Origin of the sequence: Aquimarina agarivorans (genome assembly GCF_000218485.1) — a bacterium.
Classification (GTDB): Bacteria; Bacteroidota; Bacteroidia; order Flavobacteriales; family Flavobacteriaceae; genus Aquimarina; species Aquimarina agarivorans.
In genome coordinates this window covers 18,283-31,000 of the sequence record NZ_AFPB01000174.1, presented here as the reverse complement: position 1 = coordinate 31,000, position 12,718 = coordinate 18,283, and the positions used below count along the sequence as shown (strand labels likewise).

Genomic DNA, 12,718 nt, shown 5'->3' with positions numbered 1-12,718 from the left:
TATGGGAATTTATTTTTTAGAACATAAAATTTACTTTTGGTTACTAGTAATTATACCTGTACTAGTTGTAATTGCTATTGCTAATTTTTGGTGGCGTAAACGAACTCAAAAAAAGTTTGCCGACTCAAACTTACTAGATCGCTTAGCGCCAAATCGATCGGTGTTTAAGCCAGTTTTAAAACTCATTTTTATCAGTTTGGCGCTCTCTTGTTTAGCTATTGCTTTGGTCAACCCCAAAATGGGGAGTAAAATGGAAACTGTAAAGCGTGAGGGGGTGGATTTAGTATTTGCCCTTGATGTATCGAAAAGTATGCTGGCCGAGGATATAGCTCCAAACCGATTGGAAAAATCACAACGATTAGTTTCACAAATTATCGATAATTTAGTCGGGGATCGCATCGGAATCATTGCATATGCAGGAAGTGCTTTTCCGCAATTGCCGATCACTACAGATTATGCTTCTGGTAAAACATTTTTACAAGCTTTAAATACGGATATGGTTTCTTCTCAGGGAACTGCCATTGCCGATGCTATTGATTTGGCAAAAACCTATTACAATGATGCCGAACAAACCAACAGAGTATTGGTACTTATTAGTGATGGAGAGGATCATGATAGCAGTAATGTAGAAGATGCAGCTGAAGAGGCCGCGCAGGAAGGGATTAAAATTATTACTATTGGTGTAGGTACCGAAAAAGGTGGGCCAATTCCATTGAAAAGAAACGGAATTGTTCAAAGCTACAAAAAAGACAAAGAGGGGGAAACTGTAATTACACGTTTGGTGCCATCGACATTAAAAGATATTGCCGACGAGGCTAAAGGAGAATATATTGATGGATCTAACACCCAGCAAGCCGTTGACAAAATTATAGCATTGCTGCAAAATATGGATAAAAAGGAGTTTGAAGCCAAGCAATTTGCTGATTTTAAGGATCAATTTCAGTGGTTTTTAGGTGCGGCGTTACTATTTTTATTACTTGATATTTTTGTATTAGATCGCCGTACTTTATGGGTTAAAAAAATGGATTTGTTTAAAGAAAAGAAAAGCTAATGAAAATAGTATTTAAATTATTAGCGGTTGCCTTAATTTTTTGTAATGGATGGGTTTGCTTAGCGCAGAAGAAAAAAAAGCAACCAAAGTTTGAAAAAGAGGCGCTTCAGTATGTGTTTGAAGGAAACGAAAAGTTGTTAAAAGGAAATGTGCTGGAGGGCGAAAAATCATACCGCAAAGCTATTGCAAAAGATCCTAATAATGGAAAGGCTAAATACAATTTGGGATATTCCTATTACAAAACCAAAAGCTTTCAGGAGGCCGTGCAGCGCAATAAACAAGCCGCAAACTTAGCTAAAACAAAAGCAGAAAAACATATTGCATATCATAATTTAGGGAACTCTTACTTGCAAATGCAAAAGCCTGATGAAGCCATTGAAGCTTATAAAAATGCATTGCGAAACAATCCTATGGACGATGAAACACGCTATAATTTAGCCGTTGCTAAACAGGCAAAAAAACAACAAGATCAGCAAAATAAAGATCAGAATAAGGATAATAAGGATCAAAAAAACAGCAAGGATAATAAGGACGGCAAGGACAAACAAGATAAAAAAGACCAGGATAAAAAAGGCGATAACGACGATAAGAAAAAAGAAGAGGAAAATGAGAAAGACGACGCCGATAAGGATAAAGAGGAGGATAAAAAGAAAGATGGTGAGGACGAAAAGGATAAGGAAAAAGATGATGCTAAGGATAAAAAAGATAAGGATGGTAATAAAGGTGATGAAAAAGAGGACCAGGGAAAACAACCAAAACCAGCAAAAGGAAAACTATCTCCTGATCAGGTGAAAAGTTTGTTAGAAGCCATGGAAAATCAGGAAAAGAAAGTGCAGGATAAAATTAATGCACAAAAAGTCCGAGGTCCTAAAACAAAATCAGATAAGGACTGGTAGCTTTTTATCTTATTATGTAAAGGATTCGCAGTATAAAGTAGTCAGTGTTCATTTGTAAATAGTATATTTTTATAATTCAAAACAAAAACTGACAACCGACAACGAAAAAAGAAATGAAATTAAAAAAAATACTTACTGGAATATTGCTTTTGCTCTCAAGTATATTGATAGCACAAGTGAATTTTGTAGCTAAAGTAAATAAGAAGAAATTGGGAATGAATGAACGCCTTAAAGTGGTGTTTGAAATGAATGCCGATGGGGATAATTTTTCGCAACCTAATTTTAATGGCTTTCGGGTAAGTTCAGGACCAAGTCAATCGGTAAGTCGCTCTTGGGTAAATGGTAAAAGTTCTTATAAAAAAACCTTTACTTACTTTTTAACACCTACCAAAGTAGGTAATTTTAAAATTGGGCAATCCAGTATTGAGATTAAGGGAGAAACCTACAAAACACTACCTATTTCTATTCAAGTTACGCCAGCGGTTAAAAATCCAACGGAAGGCGAAAATCCCGACTTTGTTGCTGACCGAAGTTTGCATTTAATAGCAAGTGTTTCCAATCCTAATCCCTATTTAAATGAGGCAGTAACTTTGGAATATAAGTTATATTGGGACCCTGAAGTGTCAATAAATATGCCTCAGGAGCTTGACAGTCCTAAGTTTCGTGATTTTTGGAGCCAGAATATTGAAATTAAACAGCTAAGGGCTGAACAAGGAACCTTTAAAGGAAAACAAAGTGCCTTTGTGGTGCTCAAAAAAGTAGTGCTTTATCCTCAAAAAACGGGTAAACTTAAGTTGACACCATTAACACTTTCTGTTCCAGTGCAAGTACCCACAAATCGAAGGGATATTTTTGGTCGTCGATTAACCAATACGGTAAATAAAAATGTTTCAGCCGGGAACACTATAATTAACGTAAAGCCATTACCCGCTAATGCACCAGCAAGTTTTAGTGGTGCCGTAGGAAACTTTAATTTTAGGGTTACGCAGACAAAAACCAATTTAAAAGCATCTGAGTCGTTGCAAGTAAAAGTGGAGGTACAGGGTAATGGAAACTTAAAATTGTTTCAGTTGCCGGAGTTAAAAGTTCCTACTGCTATTGAAATGTACGATCCTGAGCATAAAGAAAAAGTTAGAACGCGCTTGTCAGGAATGTCAGGGAGTATTTCCGATACGTATACTTTAGTGCCGCAATACCGGGGGAATTATCCCATACCTACCGTTCAATTTTCATATTTTGATCCAAAATCAGGAGTGTACAAAACAAAATCTTCCTCAAGCTTATCAATTAATGTGTTGGAAGGGCCAAATCCACAATCTGGAGGAACACCACCACCAGCGGGAAATGCTAATAAAAATGAAAATACGTCCAGTAACCAAAAAGTAGTTGCGCCACCTACGCAGTTTGGTTTTATAAAAACTGAAGCTAATTTAAAACCCTTAGCTTCGTCTCAGTTTTTCAAATCGACTTTATATTGGTTACTGCTATTGATGCCACTATTAGTAGTGCCAGTAGTTATCTTGCTTACCAAAAGATCGGAGGCTTATGCCAATGATGCGAGTGGCACCAGGGCAAGGCAAGCAAATAAGTTGGCTAAAAAATACCTGTCTTCAGCCAAAAAGAATTTAGGAGATTCAACCAATTTTTATCTGGCATTAGAAAAAGCATTACACAATTATTTGAAAGCTAAATTGCGTATTGAAACCAGCGAAATGAATAAGGAACGCGTCAAAGAGCTACTTTTAAGTAAGTCTGTAGCTGAAGCTTCAGTAACTGATTATGTGCAGTTGTTACAAACTTGTGACATGGCACGTTATACACCAAGTACGCAACAAACCATGGAGGAAGATTATGCAAAAGCTTCGCAAGTAATTGCCAAAATTGATAAACAGTTGTAAAATGAAAAAGTTAATTTTTAGTCTTTTGTACGTTTTTATTCCGCTTTTTGTTTTGGGTCAGCAGCAAAATGACATTGTGTTTTCTCAAGCCAATGAAGCCTATAATAAGGGAGATTACAACAAATCAGTTGAGTTGTATAAATCCATTGAAAAAACAGGAAATGCATCTGTAAACTTGTATTTTAATTTGGCAAACAGCTATTACAAGCTACAAAAAATAGCTCCAAGTATTTATTATTACGAAAAAGCATTGCAGTTGGCTCCTGGCAATAAAGAGGTGTTGGCAAACTATACATTTGCAAAAAACATGAGAATTGATAAAATTGATCCCCTTCCTAAAGGCTTTTTAAGCAGGCTTTACACCAAACTAGTTTCAATGTTTAAGGTGGATACTTGGGCTTGGTTATCGGTTGTATTTATCTTTCTTTTTGCGGTGTGTTTTGTAGTATTTTATAGGGCAGTAAGTTCGCAACAGCGTAAAGTATTTTTTGCAGGGTGGACCTTTTCCATAGTTTTGAGCGCTTTTTGTGTACTAGTTGCTTTTTTAACCGTTACAAATAAAAAGAACAATCGCTATGCTATTATTTTTGCAAAAGAAATAAAAATACAGAGCGAGCCTAACTCACGGAGCGAAAAGTTATATACGTTACATGAAGGTACCAAAGTAAAATTACTTGAAGCAGTAGATGATTGGCGTAAGGTAAAACTGAGTGATGGTAAAGTAGGTTGGCTCCCTCAAAAGGAAGTGAAAGCACTTTAAATATGGACTTTTCAACTAAATTACTTTCATTCAATTAAAAATTGACCCTGTAATGAACAACTTAATTAATTCTTTCTTTACAATAATTTGATACCTGAGTATTGAGTGAGCATAAAGTTGAATTATCCAATTACCCGTACCTATTTCAAGTTTCTCATTAATAATGGTTCTTTATCGCGTGGTACTTCAAAACAAATGAATCTTGCACCAAGGCTTAGGCTTATATTTCCTTACTTGACCAAATAAAAAATCCTAATTTTTATTGGAGTCATTTAAATTTAAAGCCAGCATCTATTTTCCCCAAAGTCATAGTTAAATTATAATTTTAACACTTCTGCTTTAAGTATCAACAAATTTTTATAACTTGACCTTAGTAATATTAAAACATAAAATCACTTAACTATGGGATTATTTTCATTTATCAAAAATGCGGGAGCTGCAATAGGGATCGGGAAATCAACCGCCGAAGAAGCTGCTGAAAAAGCGGAAGCAATAAAAGCTGCAAATGAAGCCGCTGCTTCAAAAATGGTTCAAACAGCCTCAGATCTTGGATTAGAGGTGCAAAATATGCAAGTTATAATTAATGACGATACCGCAATTGTGAGTGGTTTAGCTGCCGATCAATCTACTAAAGAAAAAGTTATTTTAGTTGTTGGGAATACTTCAGGTATTGCTCAGGTTGATGATCAAATGGAAATTGAAGAAGCTGAGGTACAAGAACCTGAAGCTACTTTCCATACTGTAGTTAGTGGCGATACGCTAAGCAAAATTGCTAAAAAAGTATACGGCGATGCCATGAAATACCCAGTTATTTTTGAAGCAAACAAACCAATGCTTACTCACCCTGATAAGATTTACCCTGGACAAGTACTACGCATTCCTGTATTGAGTGCTTAAAAAAAATTAATAAATACCATTTCCTGTTTGAATTTGCCTTAAAGAAAAATGAAGGGTTTAGAAATTATACAAAACAGAAAAAATAAGCATAGCAGCATGTGTTACGATTTTTTTTATGTTAACGTAGAATTTCTAAAAGCATATTTTAATTCGGTAAATTCATATAGGTAATGGTATAAGATAGCAAAAAGCCTTCTGAACTAACAGTGGGCTTTTTTTATATTCAAGACCTTCGCACACAAGTCTTATTCAATAGTATTTGACCGCTCAAATTTCACCTCTATTATTGATAAATTTTATATAAATTCCAACAATTTATTTATGCAATACCGTTTTCAACATTAAATTTACCACATAAATGGATTTTTTTGATTTTATATTTTATAATAAGAAATGGTATAATTAAAACTAGGCTTATATTTTCGTTTGTATCTAATCAAAAATTTCTCAATTTTTTAAGTAATTCAATATCGAGATAGATACTGCAAAGTGCTTATTCTACCAAACATGCTTCCAATTTCATTGTTTAAATGCTTTTACCCTGCTAAATAAGCTATAAAATTGTTTTTAGTTAAAATTATGTAATACTTTTGCATTCTATAAAATTATAATTTTTAAATAAATAAAAATGAGAGTAGCTGTAGTAGGTGCTACCGGAATGGTAGGTACCGTAATGTTAAAAGTATTGGAAGAAAGAAATTTTCCTGTAACAGAATTAATTCCTGTTGCATCAAAAAAATCTGAAGGAAAAAAGCTTTCATTCAAAGGCAAGGAGTACCCTTGTGTAGTACTTGAAACTGCGGTTCAAATGAAACCTGATGTAGCTTTATTTTCAGCAGGAGGGGATACCTCTTTAGAGTGGGCGCCTAAATTTGCCGAAGTAGGAACTACGGTGGTGGACAATTCTTCCGCTTGGCGTATGGATCCTACCAAAAAATTAGTGGTTCCAGAAATAAATGGAAATGTGCTGACAAAAGAAGATAAGATTATTGCTAACCCAAATTGTTCTACAATACAATTAGTAATGGCTTTGGCTCCTTTGCACAAAAAATATAAAATGAAGCGATTAATCGTTTCTACGTACCAATCGGTTTCTGGTACAGGCGTTAAAGCAGTGCAGCAATTGGAAAATGAAACAAAAGGAATAGAAGGAGAAATGGCTTATTTGTATCCTATAAACAGAAATGCAATTCCTCATTGTGATGTTTTTCAAGAAAATGGATATACCAAAGAAGAAATGAAATTGGTTAAAGAACCAAAGAAAATTCTTGGTGATGATTCCTTTAACGTAACCGCTACTGCAGTGCGTATTCCAACAGCAGGAGGGCATTCTGAATCTGTAAATATTGAATTTGAAAATGATTTTGATGTTGCTGATGTTCGAAAACTATTGTCTGAAATGCCAGGAGTAGTGGTTCAGGACAACTTGGATACCAATACGTATCCAATGCCCGCTTTTGCACATGATAAGGATGAGGTTTTTGTTGGGCGTATACGAAGAGATGAATCGCAGCCAAATACATTAAATATGTGGATAGTTGCGGATAATTTACGTAAAGGAGCAGCTACAAATACGGTACAGATTGCTGAATATTTAGTGGCAAATAAAATATTACAAGCTTAATTATTGCACGCAAATGTAATTTAACTGGCTAGTGTATGGCGCTGATTTTTAAGTGCCATTCCAATTGTAAATCTTCAATTCTTAAAATTTTGTGCGAAACTATAATTAGACGTATTTTCGCACAAATTTTTTAATATGACACGATTTTTACTAGGTTCCTTTTTTTTATTCAATGTTTCTATTTTAACTAGTTGTACTGATAACGACTCTAAATGTGGTCCTAATTGAACAAGAGTTAGAATTACTAGATCGGACAACAACGTGCATCCCTAGTTTAGATACTAATCCTTTCCCTTTTAATTAGTAAAAAGGGATTGCTTAATTATTTTTTTTGAAGAAAGACATCGAAATCCCAATTGTAAAAAATGTATACGTAGCCGTAGTAAAACAATGGAATACGGAATACGAATTGTACGATTGGAATGCCTTTATTATAAATGATAACGACCAACAGATTGATGCTGTAATGGTAGTTTCGCAAGGGTATAGTACGGAGAAAAAAACTTCAAAATTCAGACATATGTTGGGTACTGTAGCCCCTAAATCAGCTACAAAAATTGAATTTATTCAGGACAAAGTGATTTCTTTTACGAATGAGTTTAGTGTCACTTATTTTTTGGACAATAAGCTGTTCGACAAAAAATTTGTGTTTAGGAAAAATACCATTAATGAAAAAGCCTTGCAAGCCATTCCTAACATGACAGACAAAGGTGTTTTAGTAAAGTGATGCCACTCAATTTTGAGGTTGAAATTAGTATTTCCTAAAAATTTTATATTTTAGGAATATGAAAAATTTGCCCCCAAATTTAAAATTAAAGCTAGAAACAAGAGAAAAAGCGAGTGCATTACGGGCGTTACCTAAGCAAAGTGATCGTATCGATTTTCATTCAAACGACTATTTGGGCTTTGCTCAAAACCCAAAAATTCAGCGTTTAGCACGTAAGCTGGTTAAGGAACACAGTCAAGCTAAAAACGGTGCAACCGGATCTCGTTTACTCTCAGGAAATCATAATTTATATCCTGTTGTTGAGGCTCAAATTGCCCGTTTTCATACAGTACCCAAAGCACTAGTCTATAATTCGGGCTACAATGCCAATATTGGTTTTTTTTCCTGCGTGCCGCAACGTGGAGATGTTGTTTTTTATGATGAACTTAGTCATGCCTCTATTAGGGACGGTCTGCAAATGAATTATGCCAAAAACTTTAGTTTTAAACATAATGATTTAAACGATTTGCAGGAAAAAGTACAGCGAATTCAAAGCGAAAAAATAAGAAACATTTATGTAGTTACTGAATCAGTATTTTCTATGGATGGGGATTCTCCAGATTTAGTGGCTTTTGCTGAATTTTGCTCGCAAAATGACATCTATTTGGTTGTAGATGAAGCCCATGCCCTAGGTGTTTTTGGAATTCGTGGCAGGGGTTTGGTCGATGAATTAGGTATTCAAAATCAAGTATTTGCTCAGATAATTACATTTGGTAAAGCATTAGGTTGCCATGGTGCTGCTGTGTTGTGCTCCGAGGACGTGTATACGTATTTAGTCAATTTTTCGCGTAGTTTGATTTACACTACCGGGCTTCCGCCAGAAGCTATTGCAACTATTGGGGCATCGTATACAAAACTAGAAAACCCCAAAAAAGACAATTCCCGTAAGGAACTACAAAAAAACATTTTGCATTTTAATTCTGAAAAAAAGCGGTTATCCTTGGATAAATTTTCAACTCAAAGTGATTCCGCTATTCATTGCTGTATTGTACCTGGGAATGAAAAGGTAAAAAGTGTAGCTGTTATTTTAAAATCTTATGGTTTTGAAGTAAAGCCTATTTTATCCCCCACGGTACCCGAGGGTAAGGAACGCCTTAGGTTTTGTTTACATAGTTACAATAATTTTGCAGAAATTACCGAAGCCTTGGAAGTTGTTATCAATTGTATTTAAAAGGCCTTTATCGTATCAAAAAATTAAAAATCGTTATGCGTTAATATTTTTAGACTCTACGTACATTTGTACTTTAAATAAGTATAAAAAATGCAGCGTTATTTTATAACAGGTATTGGAACGGAAGTGGGCAAAACGGTAGTTTCGGCAATAGTTACCGAAGCTTTAAAGGCCGATTATTGGAAACCGATTCAAGCAGGTGATCTTGAGTATTCGGATACCGACAAAGTAAAACAATGGATAAGCAATACTACCTCAACCTTTCATAAAAATGCTTATGCATTGCAAACACCTATGAGTCCGCACGCTGCTGCAGAAATTGATCAAATTCAAATTTCTGCGAAAGCGATAAAAACACCAAAAATTGCAAATAATTTAGTAGTGGAAGGTGCAGGCGGCTTGTTAGTCCCGTTAAATGATACCGAAACTATTTTGGATTTACTACTCCCAACGGATAAAGTAATATTAGTTTCAAGGCATTATTTAGGGAGTATCAATCACACCTTACTTAGCGCGGCAATATTAAAACAAAAAGGCATTACAAACGTTGGGCTTATTTTTAACGGAAAAGAGCATAAAACAACCGAAAGTATTATTTTAAAAAAAACAGGCTTCTCTTTTTTAGGCAGAATTGATGAAGAAAAAACGATGAATGCAGAAGTAGTATTAAAATACGCAAGTCAATTAAAACAACGTTTAGCTAATTTTTAATGAGTTTACAAGCAAGAGATAAAGCCCATATTTGGCATCCACTTACACAGCATAAAACACATCCCGATGTGTTGCCTATTAGTAGCGCCAAAGGCGCACTATTGTATGATGAAAATGGAGTAAGTTATGTCGATGGTATTTCATCATGGTATACTTGTGTGTACGGCCATTGTCATCCTTACATTATTGAAAAGGTATACGCCCAAATGCAGCAGTTGGATCAAATAGTGTTTAGTGGCTTTACCCACCAACCTGCGGTTGAATTATCTGAAAAATTGATTAAAATTTTACCCGATAATCAACAAAAAGTATTTTTTTCAGATAATGGTTCCACTACTACGGAAGTTGGCATAAAAATGGCGTTGCAATATCATTATAACAAAGGAAATAAACGGAATACGATTCTGGCTTTTCAAGAGGGTTTTCATGGTGACACCTTTGGTGCCATGTCAGCATCCGGATTATCAGTTTATAATGGTCCATTTACGGAGCATTTTATAAAGGTAGTGCGTATCCCAGTACCGTCCGAAGAAACAATTGATAGTGTTTTAAATGAGTTACAACAATTAATTGCCAAAAACAAAATTGCAGGGTTTATTTATGAACCCTTGGTTCAGGGTGCTGCAGGCATGAAAATGTACCCAGCGCAAGCACTCAATAAGATTCTTAAAATTTGTAACGCCCACGAAATTATTACTATTGCCGATGAGGTAATGACTGGCTTTGGAAAAACGGGCGCAAATTTTGCATCAGAGGCTGTTGCTACAAAACCAGATGTAATGTGCCTATCCAAGGCGCTTACCGCAGGTTTAATGCCTATGGGCGTCACTACCTGTACGCAAAAAATTTATGATGCCTTTTACAGTAATGATATGAGTAAAGGCTTATTCCACGCGCATACTTACACCGCAAATCCATTGGCATGTACTACGGCTTTAGCAGCAATTGATTTACTGCTTTCGCAGGAAGTTCAGGCATCAAAAAAACGCATTGAACAAGCGCATATAGCATTTGCAAACAGCCTAAAGAATCATGATAAAGTAACCAATATAAGAACTAAAGGAGTTATTTTGGCATTTGACCTTAATATACAAATGAAACGTTACGGCAAATTACGAGATCAACTTTTTGACCATTTTAAAAACGAAGGCGTGTATTTAAGGCCCCTTGGGAACACAATTTACCTACTCCCTCCGTATGTAACTACAACGGAACAGCTGAATAAAATTTACCAGGCCATTCAAAGTCTTTTAAATAGTTTATAACTTTACACGCGTAACTAACCCAATATCTTTGAATTCACCTATTTCCATAACTGGTTTTGCATCAATTTCTCCTTTAGGGTCTACGCCCGAAGAAATTTGGGAAACTTATTTACAACTAGATAAACATTGTATTGATTTGCTTCCCCTTACGGGAGAAGATACTGCGGTTGCCCCGCTTAAAAGTCAGGAAAATGCGCTTTTAGAATCCGTAAAGCAAAGCGTATCTCACTATGCAAATGTTGATCGATCCGTGCTAATGGGTCTTTTTGCCGCCCGAAAAGCGATGAAAAATGCAGGCTGGAAAAAAAACAGTCATTTTGGTATCAATATGGGGAGCTCTCGTGGGGCTACTGAATTATTTGAAAAATACCATAAAGAATACCTGAAAACTAACAAAACGAGTACGTTAAGTTCGCCCACCACCACTTTAGGGAATCTATCCTCATGGATTGCCAATGATTTAGAAACCAAAGGGCCTGAAATTAGCCACTCTATTACCTGCTCCACAGCATTACATTCAGTATTAAATGGGGTTGCCTGGTTAACTTCTGGCTTGACCGACAAATTTATGGTAGGAGGAAGCGAGGCTCCGCTAACCCCCTTTACGGTAGCGCAAATGAAAGCCTTAAAAATTTATACGCAGCACTTAAAAGTTAGCTACCCCTGTCGCACATTGGACTTGAATAAAAAAAGAAACCAAATGTTTTTGGGTGAAGGTGCCGCTGTTTTTTGTTTGGAAAAAGGAATAAAAGCAAATGCAAATGCTGTAATTACTGGAATTGGGTATGCTACTGAGCCATTAACGCACAATATTTCAATTTCCGCAAATGCGGATTGTTTTCAAGCATCAATTAAAATGGCATTAGGTGCTACTCCATTAAATGAGGTGGATGCCATTGTAATGCATGCTCCAGGAACTATTAAAGGTGACAGTTCGGAATATAATGCAATACGCCAAGTTTTTCAGCAGCAAATACCTTTTTTAACCTCCAATAAATGGAAAATTGGTCATAGCTTTGGCGCTAGTGGTGCATTAAGTATGGAACTCGCTATTTTAATGCTAACACATCAAAAAGCGATTCCAGTACCTTTCATACCTGATCAACAATTTCCTAAAAAATTGAAGACAATTTTAATCAATGCAGTTGGTTTTGGGGGAAATGCTGTTACTATCAAATTAGAACTACCTAATTATTCAGTAAATAATTACTAATTGTCACTGTACGAGTAATTGAATTTTAACGATTCAGTTACTGAACAATTATCAGTGGTTTGGGCTGCTACTTGTACCGTGTTTTCACCTTCATTAAAGTTACTTTTGTAACATGAAAAAAGGATGGTACTTGCCTCAGATTTTTTTATTATTTTTTTTCCATTGACAGTAATTTCGTATTCAAAATTACTATTTTCGGGTTGTTTCCATTGAAAAATATAAAATGTAGCTCCAGATTCGACTTTACGAATCGCTAATTCTTTTTTTAATTTTGGAAACTTAAACCCTCGAACTTTCGTTCTCGATATTAAATTTCTCATAATAATTTATTTTTATAACTTTTTGAAAAGCCTTCAATAATAAAACGTTCTGAAACACAAAAGGTTGCTTGCAAACAACCATTTCCTACAAAAAAACTTTTGAAAAACGCTATTTATCACTTTATGGAAAACCTTTCGCGTTTTGA

General features: G+C 35.4%; 12 protein-coding genes. 11 read left to right on the top strand and 1 reads right to left on the bottom strand.

The window, feature by feature from the left end; translation table 11 throughout:
* Position 1: 1 nt before the first annotated feature.
* The 11 genes from GMC_RS0115255 (at position 2) to GMC_RS0115205 (ending at position 12,252) form a co-directional block, all read left to right on the top strand.
* Complete coding sequence (locus GMC_RS0115255) at positions 2-1,051, top strand: vWA domain-containing protein (RefSeq protein WP_010522964.1); 1,050 nt, start codon at positions 2-4, stop codon at positions 1,049-1,051.
* On the top strand, positions 1,051-1,947 hold the full coding sequence (locus tag GMC_RS0115250) for a tetratricopeptide repeat protein (RefSeq protein ID WP_010522963.1): 897 nt from the start codon (positions 1,051-1,053) through the stop codon (positions 1,945-1,947). Before GMC_RS0115255 ends, GMC_RS0115250 begins: the two co-directional genes overlap by 1 nt.
* 113 nt (positions 1,948-2,060) lie before the next feature.
* The gene (locus GMC_RS0115245; protein WP_010522962.1) at positions 2,061-3,845 is read left to right on the top strand and encodes a BatD family protein; all 1,785 of its coding nucleotides are present in this window, start codon (positions 2,061-2,063) and stop codon (positions 3,843-3,845) included.
* A 1-nt stretch (position 3,846) separates the two neighbouring features.
* Positions 3,847-4,605 carry a tetratricopeptide repeat protein gene (locus tag GMC_RS0115240; RefSeq protein WP_010522961.1) on the top strand — a complete coding sequence of 253 codons (759 nt, stop codon included), beginning with the start codon at positions 3,847-3,849 and terminating at the stop codon, positions 4,603-4,605.
* 402 nt (positions 4,606-5,007) lie between these two features.
* Positions 5,008-5,502 carry a peptidoglycan-binding protein LysM gene (gene lysM, locus GMC_RS0115235; protein ID WP_010522960.1) on the top strand — a complete coding sequence of 165 codons (495 nt, stop codon included), beginning with the start codon at positions 5,008-5,010 and terminating at the stop codon, positions 5,500-5,502.
* Between the two features lie 628 nt (positions 5,503-6,130).
* Positions 6,131-7,126, top strand: a complete 996-nt coding sequence (locus GMC_RS0115230; protein WP_010522959.1) for an aspartate-semialdehyde dehydrogenase — start codon at positions 6,131-6,133, stop codon at positions 7,124-7,126.
* A gap of 331 nt (positions 7,127-7,457) precedes the next feature.
* Positions 7,458-7,853, top strand: a complete 396-nt coding sequence (locus GMC_RS0115225) for a hypothetical protein (RefSeq protein WP_010522958.1) — start codon at positions 7,458-7,460, stop codon at positions 7,851-7,853.
* Positions 7,854-7,911: 58 nt separating this feature from the next.
* Complete coding sequence (locus tag GMC_RS0115220) at positions 7,912-9,063, top strand: aminotransferase class I/II-fold pyridoxal phosphate-dependent enzyme (RefSeq protein ID WP_010522957.1); 1,152 nt, start codon at positions 7,912-7,914, stop codon at positions 9,061-9,063.
* Between the two features lie 90 nt (positions 9,064-9,153).
* Positions 9,154-9,774, top strand: coding sequence for a dethiobiotin synthase (gene bioD, locus GMC_RS0115215; RefSeq protein ID WP_010522956.1), 621 nt, complete (start codon positions 9,154-9,156; stop codon positions 9,772-9,774).
* Positions 9,774-11,039, top strand: a complete 1,266-nt coding sequence (gene bioA / locus GMC_RS0115210) for an adenosylmethionine--8-amino-7-oxononanoate transaminase (RefSeq protein ID WP_010522955.1) — start codon at positions 9,774-9,776, stop codon at positions 11,037-11,039. Before bioD ends, bioA begins: the two co-directional genes overlap by 1 nt.
* Positions 11,040-11,067: 28 nt before the next feature.
* Positions 11,068-12,252 (top strand): beta-ketoacyl synthase N-terminal-like domain-containing protein, encoded by a 1,185-nt coding sequence (locus tag GMC_RS0115205; RefSeq protein WP_010522954.1) that lies wholly within the window; start codon positions 11,068-11,070, stop codon positions 12,250-12,252.
* On the opposite strand, the gene GMC_RS0115200 is transcribed toward GMC_RS0115205, so the two are convergent.
* Positions 12,249-12,572, bottom strand: a complete 324-nt coding sequence (locus GMC_RS0115200) for a hypothetical protein (protein WP_010522953.1) — start codon at positions 12,570-12,572, stop codon at positions 12,249-12,251. The two genes, GMC_RS0115205 and GMC_RS0115200, sit on opposite strands and share 4 nt — an antisense overlap.
* Positions 12,573-12,718: the final 146 nt, after the last annotated feature.